The following is a 22,133-nucleotide window of genomic DNA, read 5'->3' on the forward strand; positions in this document are numbered from 1 at the left end:
AAGTGCAACAAAGATAATCAAAAAGCAATGAAGCTAGAAAATTTAAATATCATCATCGCAGATGATCACCCCTTATTTAGAAATGCTCTACGTCAGGCGCTCAGTGGCTCTTTTGCCAATACCAATTGGTTTGAAGCCGATAGTGCGGATGCATTGCAAGCATTGTTAGAACAAACTGAAACCAATTACGATATGGTTTTGCTTGATCTGCAAATGCCTGGATCACATGGTTATTCAACCCTGATTCATTTGCGTACTCACTTTCCAGAACTTCCTGTTGTGGTGATTTCAGCTCATGAAGATGCAATGACCATTAGCCGAGCAGTGCATTACGGCAGCGCTGGGTTTATTCCTAAATCGGCGTCAATGGAGACCCTAGCCGATGCCCTTACAGCGGTACTTTATGGTGATATGTGGCTACCGGAGAATATTGAGCTACAAGAAATTGATGAAGACGCCACCGATCAAATGGCAACTAAACTAGCCGATCTAACTCCTCAGCAATACAAGGTATTGCAGATGTTTGCCGAAGGCCTGCTAAATAAACAGATAGCCTATGAGCTAGGCGTTTCAGAGGCGACTATTAAAGCCCATGCAACGGCCATATTTCGTAAACTTGGAGTACGCAATCGCACTCAAGCTGTTATCGCCCTTCAACAGCTTGAAATGGATAAAATTGAAATCTAATCAACTTTATCTCGATGTTTATCAAGAATAATAAATAAAAAAGCCGAATTCATATTCGGCTTTTTTGTGCGCTTTTTATAGCTTCAAATGCTTGGCATGAAACTGCAGATGATCTTCAATAAAACTAGCGATAAAGTAGTAGCTATGATCATAACCCTCTTGCATTCGCAATATCAGTGGATACTCATTCATTGCTGCAGCCTCAACTAAGGCATGAGGCTTAAGCTGCTCTTCAAGAAAGTTATCACTTGTTCCCTGATCCACCAGCACAGGCAGATCGGTATCGGCGATCTTCATCAGCTCACAGGCATCGTACTCAAGCCAGTCATCACGGTTCTTACCTAAGTAATTTACAAATGCCTTCTGTCCCCATGGACAGTTTATCGGATTCACTATCGGACTAAATGCCGATATCGACTGATAGCGCTCAGGATTACGCAGACCAATGGTTAACGCGCCGTGGCCGCCCATCGAATGCCCAGCGATTGCACGGTCACAGCTCACCGGAAAATGTTGCTCAATCAGATCCGGTAACTCCTTAACCACATAGTCATACATCTGATAATGCGCACGCCATGGTGCTTGGGTGGCGTTAACATAAAAACCTGCGCCTAAACCTAGGTCATAGCTTGCATCAGGATCATCAGCAACCCCTTCTCCACGAGGGCTGGTATCTGGAGCAACAATCGCCATGCCTAGCTCCGCCGCAATACGCATTGCACCTGATTTTTGCATAAAGTTTTCATCAGTGCAGGTAAGGCCTGATAGCCAGTAAAGTACAGGGACTTTTTGCTCGCTGGCCTGAGGCGGCAGATAAATCGCAAAGCGCATCTGACAATTAAGCACACTCGATTGATGTTGATACTGTTTATGCCAACCATCAAAGCTTTTATTACTGCTGATATTTTCTATCGTCATCATTTATCCTCACCATGCGTGGCAAAAGCTTTCACCTTCGCCACGCTGTTGATTGATGCTAATCTGTTTTTGCTTTACCGCTATTTATCAAAGTGCACAACTGAGCGGATACTCTTACCTTCATGCATCAAATCAAAGGCGTTGTTAATCTCTTCAAGTGGCATGGTATGGGTAATAAAATCGCTTAACTTAAACTCGCCGCGTAGGTATTTCTCAACAATTTCCGGCAGCTCAGAGCGCCCTTTTACACCACCAAACGCACTGCCACGCCATACCCGACCGGTCACTAACTGGAACGGACGTGTTGAGATCTCTTGCCCTGCACCTGCGACGCCAATGATCACTGATTCGCCCCAGCCCTTATGGCAACACTCTAAGGCACTGCGCATCACATCTACATTACCGATACACTCAAATGAGTAATCAACGCCACCATCGGTTAGCTCAACAATCACCTCTTGAATAGGCTTGTCATAGTCTTTAGGGTTAATGCAATCCGTCGCGCCAAGTTGACGCGCCAGTTCAAACTTACTGTCATTAATATCGATGGCAATAATGCGCGTAGCACCCGCCATGGTTGCACCGATAATCGCTGAAAGACCGATACCACCAATGCCAAAAATCGCCACGCTAGCACCAGGCTCAACTTTGGCAGTGTTTAGAACTGCGCCCATACCCGTTGTTACGCCACAACCGAGTAGGCACACCTCTTCAAGCGGCGCTTCAGGATTGACCTTAGCCAAAGAGATCTCAGGTAATACCGTATATTCAGAAAAAGTAGAACAGCCCATGTAATGGAAAATAGGCTCGCCATCTTTATAAAAACGGGTGGTGCCGTCGGGCATTAAGCCTTTACCTTGGGTTTCACGAATTTTTTGACAAAGATTAGTTTTGCCCGACTTACAGAACTTGCACTCACCACATTCTGGCGTGTATAGCGGAATAACGTGGTCACCCACTTTAACGCTGGTAACACCTTCACCAACCATCTCAACGATACCGCCACCTTCATGGCCTAAAATGGCAGGAAACACCCCTTCAGGATCATCTCCCGATAGGGTAAACGCATCGGTATGACAAACACCCGTCGCCACAATCTTCACTAACACTTCGCCTGCACGAGGTAGCATCACATCCACCTCTTCTATTGATAATGGCTGACCCGCGCCCCATGCAATGGCCGCTTTCGATTTAATAAACTTATCTGACATAAAAATAACTCCTTTGATGATGTGGATGCGACACCTACAATTTAGTCGCTTTCTTCGCAACGGGTGTAACAATCGACCCAATAGATCTCAGATATTACAGTGGCATCATTGTATTTATTTCTTGTGCAATGATAATCTAGCTATTCTGCAAATGATTTTTACGAGATAGTAACAATGCAAAGTTGGGAAGGGGTCAGTGAATTTGTCGCGGTGGCAGAAACAGAGAGTTTTACCGCCGCAGCTAAGCGCCTAGGGATCTCTACCGCCCAAGTGAGCCGCCAAGTGAGTGCGTTAGAACGAAGGCTCGACACCAAGCTGCTCTACCGCACGACCCGTAAAGTGTCTCTAACCGAAGAAGGCACCCTTTACTACCGCCATTGTCGTCAAGTGCTCGACGGCTTAGATGAAGCAGAGCGCGCCTTGAGCAGTTTAAAAGGCACGCCCCAAGGATTATTAAAAATCACCGCGCCCGTGGCTTACGGTGAAAAATATATTTTGCCTATCGTCAACGACTTTATGCTCATCCACCCCAGCATTGAAATCGAGGTAGAGCTGACGAACAGGCAAGTTAACTTGATCGATGCAGGTATCGATTTAGCGATCCGTATCGGTAAGCTGGCAGATTCGAGCTTGATGGCAAAACGCATAAGCCAGCGGATTAACTTTGTTTGCGCCTCCCCGGCTTACCTAAAACGTTATGGCGAGCCACATACGCTGTCAGAGCTTAGTCAACATAATTGCTTGATCGGCAACCATGACTACTGGCGTTTCATCGATCAAGGCCGAGAACGTCAGATAAAGGTCAATGGCACATTAAAGTGCAATACTGGCCACGGCCTTAGAGATGCCACATTAAAAGGGATTGGGATTTCTCAACTGCCTAATTACTACATCAGCCATGATCTTGCTACAGGCAGCTTAGTACCGCTTTTAAATGCTTATCAAGAGCCGAATGAAGGGGTCTGGGCACTTTACCCACAAAACCGTCATCTTTCCCCTAAAGTACGGTTAATGGTGGATTTTCTCGCAGCGCAACTTCCCTAATGGTCATTCCCACATAATAGTGGAGGGTGTCTGATTTAGGCCAATAGGTGTTTATTGCTGTCAAAAACGATAGTTATTCAAGTAAAAGCTGACGCTCTATCACCCGGATCTCTGCCAACTTGATAAGAGTACCGAGTTCGGATGCATCTTCAAGGCGCTTGAACTCAGCATCAATCGCAGGCAATAGCTCAGCATGTTTGGGATGTAAATAGTGGTACAGCGCAAGGTGTCCCAAATGGTTTGGCATCCCAGTGATATTATCGAAATGATAGCGTTTCATCATGATCTGTCCATCGAGGTGACTGGTAAGCGCTACATCAACCTGATTATTGTGCAATAGCTCGAGCATCATCTTAGTACTGTCAACGTCTCGAACCCTTGGCAGCCCCGCAGTGACGTTGTTGGTATGCTTGACGCCTCTAACCCTTGCCACCCTATATGGCTCGAGATCTTTGGGCTCGCGGATAATAATGCCACTATCAGCACGAACAAAAGCCATCGTTTCAACATAATAATAAGGCGTAGGAACGCGTAACATAGTTGGATTGTCTTCACCATAACGCCATATTCGCATTACTTCACCGTCCAGTTGACCCGAAACGGCAGCATATTGAGCCCGATTGCCCGGCAAAGGTAATATTTCAACGTTTATCCCTAGGCCTTGGTAAACCTGCGGTATCACTTCACGCGCCACTTCTTGCTCAAGTAAATACTCAATAGACGCAAATCGATAGCTTGGCAGCAACGGGCTATCTGCTGCGAAGGCAGTGCTGAGTAACAGGGCTAGTAATAAATAACTGTGACGTATAATGATTTTCAAACCGTCTCCTCCACTCATGGCAATAGGTTAAGTCTAGATAACGGAGTACAACCTAGCAAAAAGAATGCGAGCAGAAGAACTCACATAAACAAAGTTTAGCAAATCATAACGACAGCGTTTTCTTATCGACTCTTTGTAAGGCAACGGCCACAAGCAGGATAGGACTCAGAACAAATTTAACTTGGGCTGGTATTAATAGGGCTTACCAAAGGTTTGGCATTTTCCATTTGCTTGAGTAGCGCTCCGCTACATTCTCATTTATTGAAAGTCTTTGAAGGTCGAGCCTTCACTGTTATTAATCGCCTGTTCGGCGAGGAATGTGCAATCACTCTTTTGGCTCGGTGAGTGAAGTGCAGCTCCGTATTCTCGAGTGAGAGGCATGAACGTTGTTCAAGCAGTTCCATGTGGGCTCTGCGAAATCATCTGACCTCCAAGGACGGAGGGAATGCCGAAAAATGTCTGAAACATTTTCGGCCATGATTTCGAAGGCCAAAACCGCGCTTACACTAGGTTATTAACTCTCTTCGATTTGATTTCATTCGGTACGAGTAACATTTGGATGGATGAGTATTAGTTAAGTGGGTTTGAAGGTCACACCTTCACTGTAACTTATCGCCTGTCCGGCGATTAGTTACAGTGAAGATACAAATTTCAAAGACACTCTACCAACACTAATTCAGCCAAATGTTAAACCACAAAAACAATTTAGCTTTTAACGGTTCTGTGGATACCAATTACGGCCAAATCGAAGAGATAAAATAACCCCGTGTAGATACGGGTGCGGACGTTGATGGCATGGCCGCTCTCTGACCTCTATTTTATCGCGGCATTTGTGAATCCATTCACGTCAGATGCCACCGTCGAGCGTATAGGGATATGCTTGCAGCGTCCCACCGAAATACCTGCACGAATAGATCGCTCTTCCACATCCTGTGATCACGACATTTGCGCATCCATGCACTTCAACTGCTGCAAGCAATTCAAAACCATGAAGGTTAACGCTAGCATCAGCCATACCAAAAACCGACTCAGCCAAATGCTACAAGCCAAAATGCCAACACCTTCATTCGAAGATCAAATTATCGCGTCAATTAGCGAAAATTCTCCATCATGCGGTAGTAAAGCATGCCGATTGCCATGCCTTGATTACCGAGCCATTCACCGACGGGCAAACGGATCTGTTTCATATTGGCAAACAGGTCAAACTCTTTGTACTGACCAATCACCGCCTGAGCCATGATCTCCCCCATAATATGCGAGGTTGCGACACCGTGACCCGAATAACCTTGGCAGTAAAATACGTTATTAGACACTTTACCAAGCTGGGGAATACGGTTGACCACTATGCCTGCCATGCCGGTCCAATCGAATTCGATTTCAACCCCTTTGAGCTGCGGGAAGGTACGTTCTAGCGCAGGGCGAAGCTCTGCAGCGACATCCTTAGAATCGCGGCCCGAATAATTGGTTCCGCCACCAAACATTAAGCGATGGTCTGCGGTCATGCGGTAGTAATCGAGCACAAAACGGCTGTCATACACGGCCAAGTCGTGGGGATTAAGTTGCTTGGCAAGCGCAGGGTCTAACTTAACCGTCGCACAGTTACCTAAGGATGCAGGAAACAGCAAGCCGCTTAATTTTCGGCGCGCTAATTTGTGGTAAGCATTACCCGCTAGTACTACGCTGTTGGCTGTGATCTGCCCTTGTGCGGTTTTCACCACAGGGCGATCACCGTCGATAATATCAAGCACGTGTGAATGTTCAAAAATCAGGGCGCCATTGGCCTCTGCCGCCCTCGCCTCACCAATACACAGGTTAACTGAGTGCAGATGCATATTACGCTTATTGAGCAAGCCACCATGATAGAGTGGCGTATCTAAATATTGAGGAATATCAGCTTTTGATAGTAGTTCAAGCTCGTCGCCCATACCGCGGCGCACGCCTTCATCAAAGGTTGCCTGCATTTCGCTCATGTGAGCGGGTTTATAGGCGGTATGCAGATGACCAAATTTAAGATCGCAATCGATACCATATTTAGCTACACGGTTTTTTATGATCTCGTGACCGCGCCAGCGCAGGTTCCAGACAAAATCCTCTGCTTCTGTGCCAATTTGATTTCGTAGCTGTTTAATCATCGCCCCGTCGCCAGACAGACTACCCGTGACTTGACCGCCATTACGCCCAGTTGCGCCCCAAGCTATCTTATTCGCCTCGACAATGGCGACTTTGTAGCCTCGCTCCGATAACTCGACTGCGGTGGCAACCCCAGTAAATCCGCCCCCAATAATCACCACATCGACATCGAACTCGCCTTGTAGCGCCTTATAATCGGTTTCTTGATTGATGGTGGCATTGTAGTAGGAATTGCAGCGCGGTAGTGACATGAAGGCTCCTAAGTTGCTCGATCAAAGCTTTGTTTTATATTTTTTACAAAGGTGTGTGTTATTCGAGTATATAGAAGTTCAAACCTGGGTCAACAACAAAGAAGTGGATCAAGCGCATCGCTAAAATCAGATACGCTATATGAAAAACAATCTATAAAATCATCTGGCTAACGCCGAAATTGAAACAGACAATGTGGCTGAGGCTCAGACTGAGAGTTAAAATTACCGAGACAACCAGCTAGACTCAACACGCATGCAGCCATCTTGTTGCATCTGTAGCGTGAACACCTCTTCAGCCTTAATCATTCCAACCCCTTTTGGGGTACCCGTCATCACAATATCGCCATCGTTAAGTGTCATAAACTCGCTAATCTCGCGATAAATGGCATCGGGTTTATGGATCATCAAGCCAATGTCCCCCTGTTGACGCAAGGTTCCATCCACATGCAGGCTAAAGGAGAGTCTATTGCTATCTTGGGCAATAGTGACAAACTCACTAAACAGCGCAGAACCATCAAACGCCTTGGCTCGCTCCCAAGGCAGACCCTTTGCTTTTAGCTCACCTTGTAATTGCCGTTTAGTGAGATCTAGCCCTAAGCCTACCGCCTTAAAAGCGCCACCTGCCACCATAAAACAGAGTTCGGCCTCGTAGTGCAGAGGCTCTTGATGGTAACTCATGAGTACCGAGGAAATAGCCGAATTAGGTTTAACAAACAGCACCATCTGCTCGGGAACGTCATTGTTGAGCTCCTGAATATGTTCGACATAGTTACGCCCCACGCAGACAATTTTACTTGGGGTGACAGGTTTTCCGTCACACATGACTTGATTCAAACGAGGCTCTCCTTTTACAAATACGTTATTTCACTAGACTTGAGATTAACGCACGCAGCGCTGCAGGTTTTACCATCTTCGCCATATAGTGATAGCCACGCTGCTGCACATCATCGACAATCTCTTTGCGAGTATTAGCGGTGATCAAAATACCGGGAAGATGCGCTCCATAAAGCGCGCGAATACCGTCCATTGCATCGACTCCATTTTGATCATTATCTAAGTGGTAGTCCGCTAAAACGATATCGGGCGCGACACCTTTAAGCCCCAGTTTAATTCGTGCATCGGCTAAGTCACTGGCACAAATGACCTCACATTGCCAACGGCTAAGTAAACTCTCAAGCCCAGCTAAAATGGCCTCTTCATTATCGATACAGAGCACTTTAACCCCGGCTAAAGGTTGCATGATCAAGTTCGATTTCTTTGGCATTGCGACATTGATTTTATCACCTAGAGGCACCGAAATTGAGAACATTGAGCCCTGCCCCAACTTAGATACCACTTTAATATCATGCTCTAACACTCGGGCAATGCGATCGGCTATCGCCAAACCAAGCCCAAGCCCGCTGACACTTTTGCTTTGGGGGTTATCGAGACGTTTAAACTCCTTAAAGATCTCAGAAACCTCGCGATCATCAATACCACAGCCTGTATCAATAACCTGGATCTCCAGCGCACCTCGGCGGTGACGACACCCCAGTAACACCCGGCGACCTTTGGCATACCGATATGCATTGGTGAGAAAGTTTTGCAACACTCGACGTAATAAACTGAGATCTGAGCTAATGGTGACGCTGCTCGGCACCATAGAGAACTTGATTCCATAATCTTTTGCCATCGCATCAAACTCAACGGCAAGCCCATCTAATAACTCTGACACCGAAAAGTCTCTTCGATTAACATCAACCATGCCAGAATCGAGCTTCGAAATATCAAGTAGATCCGTCAACAGTTCCCCTGCAATTTTGAGCGAACTGTTGACATGAGACAGGGTCGTTCGCCCCTCTTGGTCGAGGTTAGGATATTGTGCCAGTGAGGCGGTAAATAGGCGTGCGGCATTTAGAGGTTGCATTAAGTCATGACCCACTGCAGCTAAGAAGCGACTCTTTGACGCATTGGCATTCTCCTCTTGCGCCTTAGCTTCGAGTAATTGGCTATTAAGCAATGCCAGTTCATAGGTACGCTCTTTTACTCTAGCCTCTAGGGTTTCATTCACTTCTTGCAGCTCACGAGCATGCTCTCGGTACTGAGTAATATCGGTAAAGGTCATCACAAACCCACCACTTGGCATGGGATTGCCCTGGATCTTGATCACCTTGCCATCTTTTCTTTCCCGCTCAGATACATGGGGGGAGCCATTTTTCATATGTTGAACGCGCTTAGCGACTTGCTCTTCAATATCACCTTCACCACAGAAGCCTCGCTTCGCATTAAAACGCACTACATCTGCAATCGGCATCCCCTGCTGGAGAAAATCTTCAGGATAATCATACAACTCTTCGTATTTGTAGTTCCAAGCTACCAGATTAAGATCTTTGTCGACGACGCTCATCCCTTCGTAAGCGTGCTCAATTGCACCACGCAGCATATCTTGGCTGAGAATGATCTTCGATGACGCCTCATCGACTAAGTTAAATACCTCATCTAGGGCTAAATCCCGCCCCTGCAACACCGAGTCCATGACCAAGGATGCACTCGAACCACCTAACACTCCTGCGAGCATATGTTCGGTATGGGCGATAAGTTCGGGCGATGCGACCTTATGCCAACTATCACTGCGAACAGCTTGTTCCGAGAAGCGGGAAAAGCTCTCATATGCTCGTGTGGGGCTGACAAATCGACTCGCTAGAATTAGCAAATCTTGTTGAGATATGGGTGAGGCTTTGCGGCTTGAGGTCTTTTTTAGCTGACCGGGTGTCACAAATGCACTGGCCTGAATACGCTCAGCAACACCGGCCCTGAACCAGATAGAACCAAGCACATAACAACCAAGGTTAACCGTTAGCGCCGTCAACACATCACGTACATTGGGATTGATCGAATCGAGCAGGGTCAGCTCACCACCAAACACCCCATGAGAATCGCTCATCCCCTGCGCCAAGATATAGCACCATAAGCCAAATCCCACGATTAACCCTAAATATACCCCACCGCGATTACCATGTTTCCAATACATGCCACCGACTAATGCGGGGGCAAGTTGTGCAAATGCGCCAAAGGAGAGCATACCGAGTGCAGATAGCGAATCGCTGTCCATAAAGGTTAAATAGCTAAAATAACCCATACCTAAAATGACGATGATCGCTATCCGACGCGCATTGAGTAAAAACTGGGAGAATTGACTGAAATTTTTCTGACGAATTTTCCCTGAGCGCAACAGCAGTGGCACTAGCCACTCGTTACTCACCATGACACTAATCGTCACCACCGCCACGATCACCATGCCTGTCGCGGCAGATAAAGTGCCAAGCAGTGCAATAACAGCGACTACGGGGTGCTCTAGCGCTAATGGTAGATTTATCACATAAGTGTCAGCCGCGACGCCATCACCTAATACGATCTTTCCTGCCAGCGCTAAGGGTGCGACAAATAGACCAAACAACATCAGGTAAAGCGGAAACAGCCATCTCGCCTTGAGCAGTGTTTTTTCATCGACGCACTCCACCATCATCACATGAAACTGGCGCGGCATACACAAAAATGCCGCCATCCCCACAAATAACTGCGGCATTACGTTCTCAAGACGTAAATTAGGATTGTTAATCAAATCACCGGCTTTTGCCTGCTGCCAGATATCGGAAAAGCCATCAAAAAAGCCGAAGCAGACCACTATGCCAACAAGCAAAAAAGCCGCCAGTTTTACCAGTGACTCAAACGCAATGGCTAACATCATTCCAGGATTATGCTCGGTGGCATCGAGTTTTCGGGTACCAAATAAAATGGCAAACATGGCCAGTAAAGCGGTAACGATCAGTGATACCCGCGCGCCATCATAAGGCGAATCATTGGGTTGAAACAGGTTTAAGCTAAATACCATCGCCTTTAGCTGTAAGGCGATATAAGGCATGATGCCAAACAGTGCTATAAGGGTAACAATCGCCGCAATCGTCTGTGATTTGCCGTAACGGGCAGCGATAAAATCTGCCACAGAGGTGATGTTCTGCGCCTTAGACACAATCACCATCTTACGCAACAAACCAAAACCAAAAACGAAAATTAAGATAGGTCCAAGAAAGATTGGTAAAAATGACCACAGATCTTGAGCCGACTGACCAACCGTGCCAAGAAAACTCCATGATGAGCAGTAAACCGCGAGGCTCAAGCCATAGATCCAACTTTGCATCTTCTTAGTAATACGACCAAACCAGCGTTCAGCCCCCCACGCTAATAGGAAGAGCAACGACACATATAAAATGGCTATGACACCCACAACAATGGTCAGATTCATCGATTTTCCAACATTTTAATTCTTATGGGCTAAATAGTAGCTTAATTCTCACTCAAATATAATCACAACATTCTAAAAATTAAGGATATTTTTTTACTAGACCAATGTCTAATAGAGCTAGATGACCGAAGCATTCCATACTTCAACTACGCACAATCAGATATTAAAGGAAGTCAGATGAGCACGCAGTCTCTCTATAAAGTTCCAAGCGAAATCGCTAATAAAGCACACATTAACGAAGAACAATACAAAAAAATGTATCAGGAGTCAGTAGTCAATCCTGAAGGTTTCTGGAGAGAGCACGGTCAGCGCATCGATTGGATAAAGCCTTTTACTAAGGTGAAGAAAACCTCTTTTGATGATCATAACCTCTCTATAAACTGGTTTTATGACGGCACACTTAACGCATCGGCCAACTGTTTAGATAGGCACTTAGAAAAAAATGCCGATAAGGTCGCTATTATCTGGGAAGGCGATGACGCGGCAGATCAACGCACGCTAACTTATGGTGAACTACATAAAGAAGTCTGTAAGTTTGCCAATGCCCTTCGTAGCCAAGGGGTTCGCCGCGGTGACGTCGTCACCGTATATATGCCTATGGTGCCAGAAGCCGCGATCGTTATGCTTGCTTGTGCCCGTATAGGTGCAATTCACTCAGTGGTATTTGGTGGTTTCTCGCCAGACTCTATCGCATCGCGTGTCATCGATGGTAAATCGAAAGTGGTTATCACGGCCGATGAAGGCATTCGTGGCGGCCGTATTATTCCACTCAAAGCCAACATCGATGAAGCCCTGTCTCATCCTGATGTCACCTGTGTTGAAAAGGTGATTGTTTATGAGCGTACAGGAAACCCTGTCAACTGGGTCGAAGGCCGCGATATTAAGTGGCAATCACTCATGGACACCGCATCAGAGCACTGCGTGCCAGAAGAGATGGGCGCAGAAGACCCGCTATTTTTACTCTATACCTCAGGCTCTACTGGTAACCCCAAGGGGGTTTTACACACCACTGGCGGATACATGGTGTATGCCTCAATGACCCATGAGTATGTGTTTGACTATAAAGATGGCGAAGTTTATTGGTGTACCGCCGACGTCGGTTGGATCACCGGACACTCCTATATGGTTTACGGACCGCTGGCAAACGGCGCAACAGTCCTTATTCACGAAGGTGTACCTAACTACCCAACACCTGCTCGCCTTGGCGAAATGATAGACCGTCATAAGGTCAATATCTTGTATACCGCACCAACACTTATCCGCGCGTTAATGGCTGAAGGAAAAGAGCAGTTTGACCAATTCGACGGAAGCTCGCTACGGATCATGGGGTCGGTAGGAGAACCTATCAATCCAGAGGCATGGCGCTGGTATCACGAAGTGATTGGTCACGAGCAATGCCCAATCGTAGATACTTGGTGGCAAACAGAAACTGGCGGCATTTTGATCAGCCCACTACCCGGTGCTACCGACACAAAACCCGGTTCTGCAACCCGCCCCTTCTTCGGTGTGCAGCCAGCTCTTGTCGATAACATGGGTAATATTGTTGACGGTGCCACAGAGGGCAACTTAGTTATTCTCGACTCTTGGCCTGGACAGATGCGCACCGTTTATGGCGATCATGATCGCTTCGCATTAACTTACTTTAAAACATTCCGAGGTATGTATTTTACTGGCGATGGCGCACGCCGTGATGAAGATGGTTACTACTGGATCACTGGCCGTGTTGATGATGTGATTAATGTCTCTGGCCATCGCTTAGGCACTGCTGAAGTTGAAAGCGCACTGGTTTCCCATGAACATGTTGCCGAAGCCGCGGTTGTGGGTTATCCCCACGACATTAAAGGCCAAGGTATCTATGCTTATGTAACACTCACAAAAGGCACCGCTGAAAGTGAAGAGCTGCGCCAAGAACTGCGTCAATGGGTTCGTAAAGAGATTGGTGCGTTAGCAACACCTGATCTTATCCAGTGGGCTGGTGGATTACCCAAAACACGTTCGGGTAAAATTATGCGCCGCTTCTTACGCAAGATCGCTGCTAACGAAGTAACCAACTTAGGTGATTCTTCAACCTTAGCCGATCCAGCGGTTATCGATACCCTTATCGAAAGTCGCCTTAACCGCAGCGAATAACTTTTGGTTAAGCTTAACAGTTCTCTCTTCTAGCCCCTCTCTGAGGGGTTTTTTTTAGCCATTTTTGCGTTTTTATCGACAACACTGGCCGCTCACTAGGCTACGCTGGTATCCTGTACTTTCGATACCTCCAGCAACACGATTACGCGTGCAACTACGAAATTATCAACAACAAGCCGTCGATGCCGCCGTGCGTCATTTTAAAACAAGCCAAGCGTCTGCCGTGTTAGTACTCCCCACAGGTGCTGGTAAAAGTATTGTTATTGCTGAATTAGCCCGTATCGCCCGTGGCCGCATTTTGGTACTGACTCACGTCAAAGAGTTGGTTGCCCAAAATGCAGAAAAAGTCGGATTACTGACTGACGCGGCCAGTATCTATTCTGCTGGATTAAAACAAAAATCTACAGCGAACAAAACGGTTGTTGCCAGTATTCAGTCGGCGGTTAAGAGTCCATCTCAATTTAACCAGCCCTACTCTTTAGTGATTATTGACGAGTGTCATCGCGTTAGCGCTGACAAAGAAAGCCAATATCAAAAATTACTTAGCCATCTACGAGCGCAGAATCCGAAACTTAAGTTACTGGGCCTGACGGCAACCCCTTATCGACTCGATTCTGGTTGGATCTATCGCTACCACTATCACGGTAAGGTGGGAAATACCCAACACCCAGCATTTGAGCAGTGCATTTTTGAATTGCCAATGAGACCACTAATCAAGCAAGGTTTTTTAACCTCACCAAAACTATTTGATGGCCTTTCGGCCCAGTATGACTTTAGCGAATTACAAGCCACAAGCAATGGTGAATATCGCGAATCGGAAGTTAATGCTTTACTCAATATTGCCGGTCGGGCGACGAAAGCCATCGTTAAACAGATTATGGCGTTATCGAAACACAAACAGGGCACGATTATTTTTGCCGCAACGGTAAGACATGCACAAGAGATCATGGCCCTGCTAAGTGATGAGCAAGCAGGACTCATCACCGCATCGACGCCATCACATGATCGAGATGAGATCATCGATAACTTTAAACACCGGCAACTCAAATATCTGGTTAATGTTGCGGTACTCACCACAGGCTTTGACGCCCCCCATGTCGACCTTATTGCGATATTAAGGCCCACTGCATCGGTCAGTCTATTTCAACAGATGGTAGGTCGCGGCCTACGGATCTGCGAAGGAAAAACCGATTGTCTGGTGATTGATTATGCCGCTAACGGTTTTGATCTGTTTTTTCCCGAAGTTGGCCATGCAAAACCCGATAGTAAAAGTGTTCCCGTTCAAGTCCACTGCCCTGTCTGTCACTTCGCCAATATCTTTTGGGGACTTGTCGATGATGACGGTGATTTGGTCGAACACTTTGGGCGCCGATGCCAAGCAGTGATCGAAACCAAAGATGGTAAGCAACAATGCGATTTTCGCTTTCGTTCCAAGTCTTGCCCCAATTGCGGCGAGGAAAATGATATCGCGGCGAAAATATGCCAGCACTGCGATCAGGTACTCGTAGATCCCGATAAACGTCTTAAAGAGGTGCTACAGCAGAAGCATCATCATCTATTTCGTTGCCAAGAGATGCTGTTAGAGCACCATCAAGATAAACTTCGAGTACGCTATATCGACATTGAGGGAAACGACTTTAGTTGTTATTTTAACTTTCAGACTCCAGCACAGATAAAAGCGTTCTATGCGATATTTGTCCATCAACACACTCGGACGCCTGGTTGTAAACAACCCAAATTAAATAGCGTCGAACACGTTATCGCCGCAAAAGATGCCTTCAGGCCCCCTGATCTATTGCTGCTAAAGAAAGGTAAAAAAGGATGGGAGCTATTAGAGCGATTTTTCGACTATCAGGGCCGATTTCACACCGAGAATAAGTTTGTCTAATTGAGAATATGCAATCAGTTCATTGCTATGGTATAAAGTCTCGAATCATTTTTTCAGGAGCGTATATGTTTGTTGTAATTTTTGGCCGTCCTGGCTGTCCTTACTGCGTTAGAGCCGTCCAGTTATCAGAGCAACTCGTAGAAGCTCGTGATGATTTTAAATTCAAGTATGTTGATATCCATGCAGAAGGGATCAGTAAAGCCGATCTTGAAAAAACGGTTGGTAAGCCAGTAGAAACTGTGCCACAAATCTTCGTTGATCAAGTTCATGTTGGTGGCTGTACTGAGTTTGAACAATATGTACGCGACAATAACTTACTATAAACAGTAAGTTATCTGTATATAAGTAATAAAAAAGGAGGCTAGGCCTCCTTTTTTATTAACATTTCTACAAGACGTACTTAAGTGAGAACATTACACGATTTAACTCACCTTTATCACCATTCTGTTTCTTGTTTTCTGCGTACATATATTCAACACCAACAGTGATCGGTTTCACTGGTGAGTAGAGTAAGTTCACATAGCCAGAATATGACTCTTCGTTTACAGCGCCGCCAGTCAAAGCGATATCGTTGTCAGCTTTAAAACCTGATAATGTAAAGCTTGAACGCCATTTATCATTCCACCAATGTCGGTAAGATGCAAAACCACCGTAAGAACTAATTGTCTGAATATCACCATCGGCATCTAACACTCCAGCATTTGCATAGTTAAGCGCCATATAACGCCCCATACCATCACCAGCCGTCGCAGAGAGCTTGATATCATCACTACCTACAGGGATAACCCCTGTAAAGCTCACACCGTAGCCCATGGTCTGTGAGTCAATATCGCCTTTTTCAATGTTGAGCTGTCTTGCTAAACCCGCGATCGTAAACTTAGCCCCACCTTCGGTCTTGAAATTATATCGAGCAACAAAATCGGGTACCATACCGCTACCGCTAACGATACGTGCCCCGCCGCCATTTGGTGTTACCGTTGTCTCAGGGTTTTCTATCGCGAATTGGAAGCCACCATTGGTGTAGCGTACCTGAGTTTGACGAACAAATGGCGTACCGTCTGCCGCACCAACAAAATCTAAGTTCTCTGGCAGTGCGCCAGGATTTTGAAACGTCGACCATGTTTGACCCACAGTCCAATTATCGAAACTAACAAAAGCATGACGAATACGAGGCGAATAACTGTTTGATACTCGCTCATTACCATCGGGGTGAGTCATAAAATCAAGTTCAATAAAACCGCTCAGCTTATGTCCATCAAGATCGGTGGTACTCTTAAAATTAAAACGCGATTCACGCGCTTGAAAATCCACGACCTGCTCACCATTATCGGACGTGCCGTAAATAGTCCCTGGCACATAAAACTGACGAGATAGATTTCCTGAATCTGGTGCACCGTTACTGTAGTCACTAAACATCACATCAGCTTTAACATATCCACCAAACTTAAATTCAGTTTCAGCTACAGCAATGGTTGAACTCATCGCCAACATGGTTGCTACAGCTGTTAAAGATAGTTTTAATTTTGTCATTTTTCTCTCCCTTATCATTATTATCAGCATGAATATGACTGAGTTAACAAATTTACAACATTGGCAAAACGTCTATCAGACAAAGGTCGAGTAGTGACTTCTAATTAATGGATTAGGAATGGTAAATGGGTCTCATCAAGCTCATAAGACATGAGATAGCTGAGGATTTTAGTAGAACTAATGAAACTGCCTTTTTGTGTATAAAGGATTCGACTGCGCTAAAAAAACAGCATTTAAACAGGGATATTTATATCGGAAGGGGAATAAACAGAAAAGTGGTGGGTCGTGAAGGATTCGAACCTTCGACCAATTGGTTAAAAGCCAACTGCTCTACCGACTGAGCTAACGACCCATCTGGATGCCTACTTATTTAACCACTGGTAGAAAAGTGGTGGGTCGTGAAGGATTCGAACCTTCGACCAATTGGTTAAAAGCCAACTGCTCTACCGACTGAGCTAACGACCCATCTTAGTGATGATAATGTGAATTAACCGTCATCAATGGTTAAAAGCCAACTGCCCTTTCTCTATACAATAGCGACTGAGCTAACGACCCATCTGGATGCCTACTTATTTAACCACTGGTAGAAGAGTGGTGGGTCGTGAAGGATTCGAACCTTCGACCAATTGGTTAAAAGCCAACTGCTCTACCGACTGAGCTAACGACCCATCTTAGTGATGATAATGTGAATTAACCGTCATCAATGGTTAAAAGCCAACTGCCCTTTCTCTATACAATAGCGACTGAGCTAACGACCCATCTGGATGCCTACTTATTTAACCACTGGTAGAAGAGTGGTGGGTCGTGAAGGATTCGAACCTTCGACCAATTGGTTAAAAGCCAACTGCTCTACCGACTGAGCTAACGACCCATTTGGATGCCTACTTATTTAACCACTGGTAGAAAAGTGGTGGGTCGTGAAGGATTCGAACCTTCGACCAATTGGTTAAAAGCCAACTGCTCTACCGACTGAGCTAACGACCCATCTTAGTGATGATAATGTGAATTAACCGTCATCAATGGTTAAAAGCCAACTGCCCTTTCTCTATACAATAGCGACTGAGCTAACGACCCATCTGGATGCCTACTTATTTAACCACTGGTAGAAGAGTGGTGGGTCGTGAAGGATTCGAACCTTCGACCAATTGGTTAAAAGCCAACTGCTCTACCGACTGAGCTAACGACCCATCTTAGTGATGATAATGTGAATTAACCGTCATCAATGGTTAAAAGCCAACTGCCCTTTCTCTATACAATAGCGACTGAGCTAACGACCCATCTGGATGCCTACTTATTTAACCACTGGTAGAAGAGTGGTGGGTCGTGAAGGATTCGAACCTTCGACCAATTGGTTAAAAGCCAACTGCTCTACCGACTGAGCTAACGACCCATCTTAGTGATGATAATGTGAATTAACCGTCATCAATGGTTAAAAGCCAACCGCCCTTTCTCTATGCAATAGTGACTGAGCTAATGACCCATTTAACATCTAAACCTTACTGATTTAGCGCCCTAGCGACTACACCGCTTTGAGGGCGCCTATAATACCTTTTTCATCTTCTCATGCAAGTGCAAATTTCCCATTTTTTATCGTTTGCATGAAAAACAGACTAAGAGTATGTTTTTTAGTTACATAGAGATCACAGACCCGCCAACTGTTGTTTGGCTATCCGCGCAGCAGCACTATTATCATATTCACTGAGAACTTGTTGATAAAAACGCTTAGCACCTACAACATCGGAACTTTTCTGAGCAATCATCCCTAATTTAACTAAGCTATCTGCACGCTTATTAGAATCTTTAAACTTATTAACTACAGTATTAAACGCTTGAGTCGCTTCAGCAAACTCACCTTTATTGTAAAGTAGCTGACCTAACCAGTAATTAGCGTTAGCGGCATAGGTTGACTCTGGATAGGACTTAATGAAATTCCTAAATGCAGGGATGGCTTCATCATATTTGCGCTCTTTCAGCACTAGATTTACAGCGCTTTCATAACTTGCCGTTTCGCCAAGAGAAGAGGAAGCACTTGGTTCTGAGGCGACTGTAGTCGAAACTGTACTTGAGCTTTTAGCACTACTTAGGTTTGCAATATCTTCATAGAGCTGACGCTGACGTTGCAGCATCTGATTAATCTGATAATTTTGCTGCTCGGTTAAACCGCGAAGATCTAACACCTCTTGCTGCAGCGTATCTAATCGTTGCTGAGTTTCAAACTCGGATGCTTGCTTAGCTTTTAGCATACGCTCTAGTCGAGCGATTCTATCGTCTGAAGAAGAACCACCAGCAATATCTTCAACGGGTGCAGGTGCGGCAGTAGCCACACCAACACTCATCAGAATTGCCGCAGTGAGAACGGCTGTTTTCATATTTAGCCCTATTAAACTATTTTTAATAAACTAAAACGGCACGACGGTTTTTGGCAAAACCATCATCCGTACGAGAAAAATCTAAAGGTTTCTCTTCACCATAGCTGACAATACTCATCTGACTTGGTGATACACCCATGCTTTGTAAGTACTTAGCAACCGCTTTAGCACGACGTTCACCTAGTGCGATGTTGTATTCAGGAGTACCACGTTCATCTGCGTGTCCTTCAATCATCACTCGAACATTTGGGTGTTCAACCAAATACTCTCCATGAGCATTAAGCACTTCTGAAAACTCTGATGACACAGAACTACGATCAAAATCAAAATAGATAATATGTTCTTTACGCAACTCTTGGTATTTAATGCGCTGTTGCTCTTCAGGGGTCAACATTGGTGCGACGCCACCCGTTTCAACACCACTACCAGATGTCATTTCGCTGCTTTCGCTACCACCCATTGAGCTAGTCGCATCGGTTTCTGATTCTGATGTTGAGCTACATGCACTAATAGCTATAATTGGAAGCGCAACTACCATAGCCTTAAACAGCTTATTAAGATCCATTTTTAAATCCTTAATCTTGTTTTACGTGATAAATAGTTATAAGAACGGTGACCAAGCTGGAGATTTAACCTCCCCTTGTCCCACTGGCAATCTAGCTTTAAATCGCCCGTCCATAGAGACTGCCGCTAGAACTTGTTTTCCTTGATAAGTCGTACCATAAATCACCATAGTACCGTTTGGCGCAATGCTCGGCGATTCATCTAAACGAGTGCTTGTCAGCACCTGCATAAAGCGAGTTTCTAAATCCATTCTGGCGATATTAAACTTACCATTGGTACGATTAACAAATACCATGCTACGGCCATCGGGTGAAATTGAACCACCTAAATTCCACTCACCTTCAAATGTCAGACGAGCCACTTTACCCGATGCTAGCGTCACTTGATACAATTGTGGACGACCACCACGCTCAGAGGTAAAAATTAACGATTTACCATCTGGGGTCCAAGACGCTTCGGTATCAATAGCATAGTGATTAGTCACTCGCTTAATCGCTTTAGTATCAATGTCAACCACGTATATCTCTGGTTGACCATCTTTAGACAAAGTAACCGCTAACTTTTTACCATCTGGTGAAAATGAGGGTGCGCCATTAATCCCAGAAAAACTCGTCACCTTAGTGCGCTGCTGGGTATAAATATCTTGAACAAAAATTTCTGCTTTTTTGTTCTCAAAACTCACATACGCTAATCGGCGCGCATCTGGTGACCAAGCTGGCGACATTAATGGTTCTGGAGAACGAAGTAACATCTGCTCGTTATAACCGTCGTAGTCAGCAATCATCAGCTTATAGGGTGATTTATCTTGATGTTCAACCACAACATACGCAATACGGGTTAAAAACGCACCACGAATCCCGGTTAATTTCTCATAAACAATATCACTGATCCTGTGCCCATATTGTCTAAACTGAGCGGCAGTGATAACGGTTTCACGGCTATCAATCAGGTATTCAGATTTTGATGTAGGTCCACTTGACTGCATTTGCGCTTTCACTAAGTCAATTAGCTCAAAGTTAACCAGATATTGATCGGGTCCAAAAGGTTTGACCGATCCCATCACCACAGCTTCTGCAGCAACACCAGACCAAGCCTTTACATCAAAATTGGACACTGAGCTAATATTGCGTTGTGGTAGTCCAAGCTCTTCCATTGGCTTAAAGGTGCCGCTGCGAGCCAAGTCAGACATCACCACATCAGAGATCTGCTGTGGCATTGGTGTTGCGCCTTGCCAAACAAACGGAATAACCGCTATCGGACGAGCGGCATCAACCCCTTCGGTGATCACAATATCTAACGCAGCTTTGGCAGGTATTGTGCAGAACATCAACCCTAAAATGAGCCATTTCCCCAAAGTTTTCATGACACTCCTTTAATTAAATTCCGGTTGAACAGTTAAGTTAATCTCTTTTAGCTTGTTGTAGACGTCAGCCTCTGGCGACACGGGTAAACGTCCTGCCTTGTTGATTGCAGCTTTGGTTGCTCGGCAGACCACTGGGTCTCCAGATAAAATCTCATTTCCGGTAACAAAACCATCTTTGGCTAACCGAATAAAGATACGACAGCTTTTGCCTCGCATCGATTCATCTACCACCAAATTACGTTGAATGGTCGCACGGATCATACTGGTATAACGCTGTACCTCGCTAACCACTTGCTTATTGCGCGTCTGCGACAACGCAGCTTGTTCGGCGGCTAACGCCTCTTGCATCATACGCTCTTGTTCTAAACGCGCCTGTTCTTCAGCTTTACGTTTACGTTCTGCAGCTTCTTTGCGCTTACGTTCATCGGCAGCCTTTTTCGCCGCGGCTTCCTCTTGCTTACGCTTCGCCTCAGCTTTGGCGGCCGCCTCTTCAGAGGCTTTACGCTCAGCTTCTTTCTTCTTACGCTGTGCTTCTGCCTGTGCAGCCTTTTCCTTTTCTTGTTTCTCTTTTAACTTTGCAGCTTTAGCTGCGGCGGCAGCATTTTGAGTTTCAATCTCTTTTTGCTTACGCTGTTGTTCAAGTTTCTTTATTTGTGCTTGCTCACGCTCACGGGCTTGTTTGGCTTCATTAGCTCGGCGCTCGAGTTCATCTTGACGCGCTTTCTCTTTACGTTCGGCTTCTCGCTTATCGGCCTTAAGCTTTTCAGCATATTCCGTCACTTTTTTCTGGTCGACAACCACAGCTTGAACCGCAGGCGCACTCACTTGAGGAACCACTTTAGGTTTCTCATCGAAGTCGACGCCCATCGCTACTATCCCTATCACGCCAATATGAATGCTGGCAGAAATAATGAGAGGTAATTTAAAATCTGATTTAGTTGCCACC

The 22,133-nt window shown here is 45.6% G+C and carries 17 protein-coding genes and 7 tRNA genes; 5 read left to right on the forward strand and 19 right to left on the reverse strand.

Annotated elements, in window-relative coordinates; translation table 11 throughout:
- The first annotated feature begins 27 nt into the window (after positions 1–27).
- Complete coding sequence (locus K0I62_RS11990) at positions 28–687, forward strand: response regulator transcription factor (protein WP_220068366.1); 660 nt, start codon at positions 28–30, stop codon at positions 685–687.
- A 75-nt stretch (positions 688–762) separates the two neighbouring features.
- Here K0I62_RS11990 and fghA read toward each other — a convergent pair whose 3' ends face one another.
- Both fghA and K0I62_RS12000 read right to left on the reverse strand, forming a co-directional pair.
- Entirely contained in the window at positions 763–1,605 is an 843-nt protein-coding gene (gene fghA / locus K0I62_RS11995; RefSeq protein WP_220071370.1) for an S-formylglutathione hydrolase, read from the reverse strand.
- Positions 1,606–1,685: 80 nt separating this feature from the next.
- Positions 1,686–2,816 carry an S-(hydroxymethyl)glutathione dehydrogenase/class III alcohol dehydrogenase gene (locus K0I62_RS12000; protein ID WP_220068367.1) on the reverse strand — a complete coding sequence of 377 codons (1,131 nt, stop codon included), beginning with the start codon at positions 2,814–2,816 and terminating at the stop codon, positions 1,686–1,688.
- A 174-nt stretch (positions 2,817–2,990) separates the two neighbouring features.
- Between K0I62_RS12000 and K0I62_RS12005 the strand changes: the two genes are divergently transcribed.
- A complete protein-coding gene (locus K0I62_RS12005) occupies positions 2,991–3,860 on the forward strand; it encodes a LysR family transcriptional regulator (RefSeq protein ID WP_220068368.1) in 870 nt (289 codons plus the stop codon).
- 73 nt (positions 3,861–3,933) lie between these two features.
- Here K0I62_RS12005 and K0I62_RS12010 read toward each other — a convergent pair whose 3' ends face one another.
- From K0I62_RS12010 to K0I62_RS12030, 5 genes are all read right to left on the reverse strand, one after another.
- On the reverse strand, positions 3,934–4,680 hold the full coding sequence (locus K0I62_RS12010) for a substrate-binding periplasmic protein (RefSeq protein WP_258404992.1): 747 nt from the start codon (positions 4,678–4,680) through the stop codon (positions 3,934–3,936).
- A gap of 847 nt (positions 4,681–5,527) precedes the next feature.
- Positions 5,528–5,695, reverse strand: a complete 168-nt coding sequence (locus K0I62_RS12015; RefSeq protein WP_220068369.1) for a hypothetical protein — start codon at positions 5,693–5,695, stop codon at positions 5,528–5,530.
- Positions 5,696–5,771: 76 nt separating this feature from the next.
- Positions 5,772–7,061 carry an NAD(P)/FAD-dependent oxidoreductase gene (locus tag K0I62_RS12020; protein ID WP_220068370.1) on the reverse strand — a complete coding sequence of 430 codons (1,290 nt, stop codon included), beginning with the start codon at positions 7,059–7,061 and terminating at the stop codon, positions 5,772–5,774.
- 222 nt (positions 7,062–7,283) lie between these two features.
- The gene (locus tag K0I62_RS12025) at positions 7,284–7,895 is read right to left on the reverse strand and encodes a fumarylacetoacetate hydrolase family protein (RefSeq protein ID WP_434086813.1); all 612 of its coding nucleotides are present in this window, start codon (positions 7,893–7,895) and stop codon (positions 7,284–7,286) included.
- 25 nt (positions 7,896–7,920) lie between these two features.
- A complete protein-coding gene (locus K0I62_RS12030; RefSeq protein ID WP_220068371.1) occupies positions 7,921–11,343 on the reverse strand; it encodes a hybrid sensor histidine kinase/response regulator in 3,423 nt (1,140 codons plus the stop codon).
- Positions 11,344–11,520: 177 nt separating this feature from the next.
- Between K0I62_RS12030 and acs the strand changes: the two genes are divergently transcribed.
- The 3 genes from acs to K0I62_RS12045 all read left to right on the forward strand — a co-directional run bounded on the left by acs (position 11,521) and on the right by K0I62_RS12045 (position 15,684).
- On the forward strand, positions 11,521–13,473 hold the full coding sequence (gene acs / locus K0I62_RS12035) for an acetate--CoA ligase (protein ID WP_220068372.1): 1,953 nt from the start codon (positions 11,521–11,523) through the stop codon (positions 13,471–13,473).
- Positions 13,474–13,621: 148 nt separating this feature from the next.
- Positions 13,622–15,361: a DNA repair helicase RadD gene (gene radD / locus K0I62_RS12040; protein WP_220068373.1), complete on the forward strand. Its 1,740-nt coding sequence runs from the start codon at positions 13,622–13,624 to the stop codon at positions 15,359–15,361.
- Between the two features lie 65 nt (positions 15,362–15,426).
- Positions 15,427–15,684 carry a GrxA family glutaredoxin gene (locus K0I62_RS12045; RefSeq protein ID WP_028764773.1) on the forward strand — a complete coding sequence of 86 codons (258 nt, stop codon included), beginning with the start codon at positions 15,427–15,429 and terminating at the stop codon, positions 15,682–15,684.
- Between the two features lie 64 nt (positions 15,685–15,748).
- Here the strand turns inward: K0I62_RS12045 and K0I62_RS12050 are convergent, their stop codons facing one another.
- The 12 genes from K0I62_RS12050 to tolA form a co-directional block, all read right to left on the reverse strand.
- Positions 15,749–16,891 carry a DcaP family trimeric outer membrane transporter gene (locus K0I62_RS12050; protein WP_220068374.1) on the reverse strand — a complete coding sequence of 381 codons (1,143 nt, stop codon included), beginning with the start codon at positions 16,889–16,891 and terminating at the stop codon, positions 15,749–15,751.
- Positions 16,892–17,167: 276 nt separating this feature from the next.
- Positions 17,168–17,243, reverse strand: a tRNA-Lys gene (locus tag K0I62_RS12055).
- A gap of 37 nt (positions 17,244–17,280) precedes the next feature.
- Positions 17,281–17,356 (reverse strand) — tRNA-Lys (locus K0I62_RS12060).
- Positions 17,357–17,483: 127 nt separating this feature from the next.
- Positions 17,484–17,559 (reverse strand) — tRNA-Lys (locus tag K0I62_RS12065).
- Between the two features lie 127 nt (positions 17,560–17,686).
- A tRNA-Lys gene (locus K0I62_RS12070) sits at positions 17,687–17,762 on the reverse strand.
- A gap of 37 nt (positions 17,763–17,799) precedes the next feature.
- A tRNA-Lys gene (locus tag K0I62_RS12075) sits at positions 17,800–17,875 on the reverse strand.
- Positions 17,876–18,002: 127 nt separating this feature from the next.
- A tRNA-Lys gene (locus tag K0I62_RS12080) sits at positions 18,003–18,078 on the reverse strand.
- A 127-nt stretch (positions 18,079–18,205) separates the two neighbouring features.
- Positions 18,206–18,281 (reverse strand) — tRNA-Lys (locus K0I62_RS12085).
- Positions 18,282–18,531: 250 nt separating this feature from the next.
- Positions 18,532–19,260, reverse strand: coding sequence for a tol-pal system protein YbgF (gene ybgF, locus K0I62_RS12090; RefSeq protein WP_220068375.1), 729 nt, complete (start codon positions 19,258–19,260; stop codon positions 18,532–18,534).
- Between the two features lie 22 nt (positions 19,261–19,282).
- A complete protein-coding gene (pal, locus tag K0I62_RS12095; protein WP_220068376.1) occupies positions 19,283–19,825 on the reverse strand; it encodes a peptidoglycan-associated lipoprotein Pal in 543 nt (180 codons plus the stop codon).
- A 36-nt stretch (positions 19,826–19,861) separates the two neighbouring features.
- Complete coding sequence (tolB, locus tag K0I62_RS12100) at positions 19,862–21,187, reverse strand: Tol-Pal system beta propeller repeat protein TolB (RefSeq protein ID WP_220068377.1); 1,326 nt, start codon at positions 21,185–21,187, stop codon at positions 19,862–19,864.
- Positions 21,188–21,196: 9 nt separating this feature from the next.
- The gene (gene tolA / locus K0I62_RS12105) at positions 21,197–22,132 is read right to left on the reverse strand and encodes a cell envelope integrity protein TolA (RefSeq protein ID WP_220068378.1); all 936 of its coding nucleotides are present in this window, start codon (positions 22,130–22,132) and stop codon (positions 21,197–21,199) included.
- Position 22,133 lies beyond the last annotated feature (1 nt).

The organism is Shewanella psychrotolerans, assembly GCF_019457595.1.
GTDB classification, from domain to species: Bacteria; Pseudomonadota; Gammaproteobacteria; order Enterobacterales; family Shewanellaceae; genus Shewanella; species Shewanella psychrotolerans.

Bases quoted from the DNA above. Each gene is read 5' to 3' on its own strand.
- K0I62_RS12000 (WP_220068367.1), bottom strand. From the start codon at position 2,816: ATGTCAGATAAGTTTATTAAATCGAAAGCGGCCATTGCATGGGGCGCG.
- K0I62_RS12050 (WP_220068374.1), bottom strand. From the start codon at position 16,891: ATGACAAAATTAAAACTATCTTTAACAGCTGTAGCAACCATGTTGGCG.
- fghA (WP_220071370.1), bottom strand. From the start codon at position 1,605: ATGACGATAGAAAATATCAGCAGTAATAAAAGCTTTGATGGTTGGCAT.
- K0I62_RS12045 (WP_028764773.1), top strand. From the start codon at position 15,427: ATGTTTGTTGTAATTTTTGGCCGTCCTGGCTGTCCTTACTGCGTTAGA.
- ybgF (WP_220068375.1), bottom strand. From the start codon at position 19,260: ATGAAAACAGCCGTTCTCACTGCGGCAATTCTGATGAGTGTTGGTGTG.
- K0I62_RS12020 (WP_220068370.1), bottom strand. From the start codon at position 7,061: ATGTCACTACCGCGCTGCAATTCCTACTACAATGCCACCATCAATCAA.
- pal (WP_220068376.1), bottom strand. From the start codon at position 19,825: ATGGATCTTAATAAGCTGTTTAAGGCTATGGTAGTTGCGCTTCCAATT.
- K0I62_RS12015 (WP_220068369.1), bottom strand. From the start codon at position 5,695: ATGGCTGATGCTAGCGTTAACCTTCATGGTTTTGAATTGCTTGCAGCA.
- K0I62_RS12005 (WP_220068368.1), top strand. From the start codon at position 2,991: ATGCAAAGTTGGGAAGGGGTCAGTGAATTTGTCGCGGTGGCAGAAACA.
- acs (WP_220068372.1), top strand. From the start codon at position 11,521: ATGAGCACGCAGTCTCTCTATAAAGTTCCAAGCGAAATCGCTAATAAA.
- K0I62_RS11990 (WP_220068366.1), top strand. From the start codon at position 28: ATGAAGCTAGAAAATTTAAATATCATCATCGCAGATGATCACCCCTTA.
- tolB (WP_220068377.1), bottom strand. From the start codon at position 21,187: ATGAAAACTTTGGGGAAATGGCTCATTTTAGGGTTGATGTTCTGCACA.
- K0I62_RS12030 (WP_220068371.1), bottom strand. From the start codon at position 11,343: ATGAATCTGACCATTGTTGTGGGTGTCATAGCCATTTTATATGTGTCG.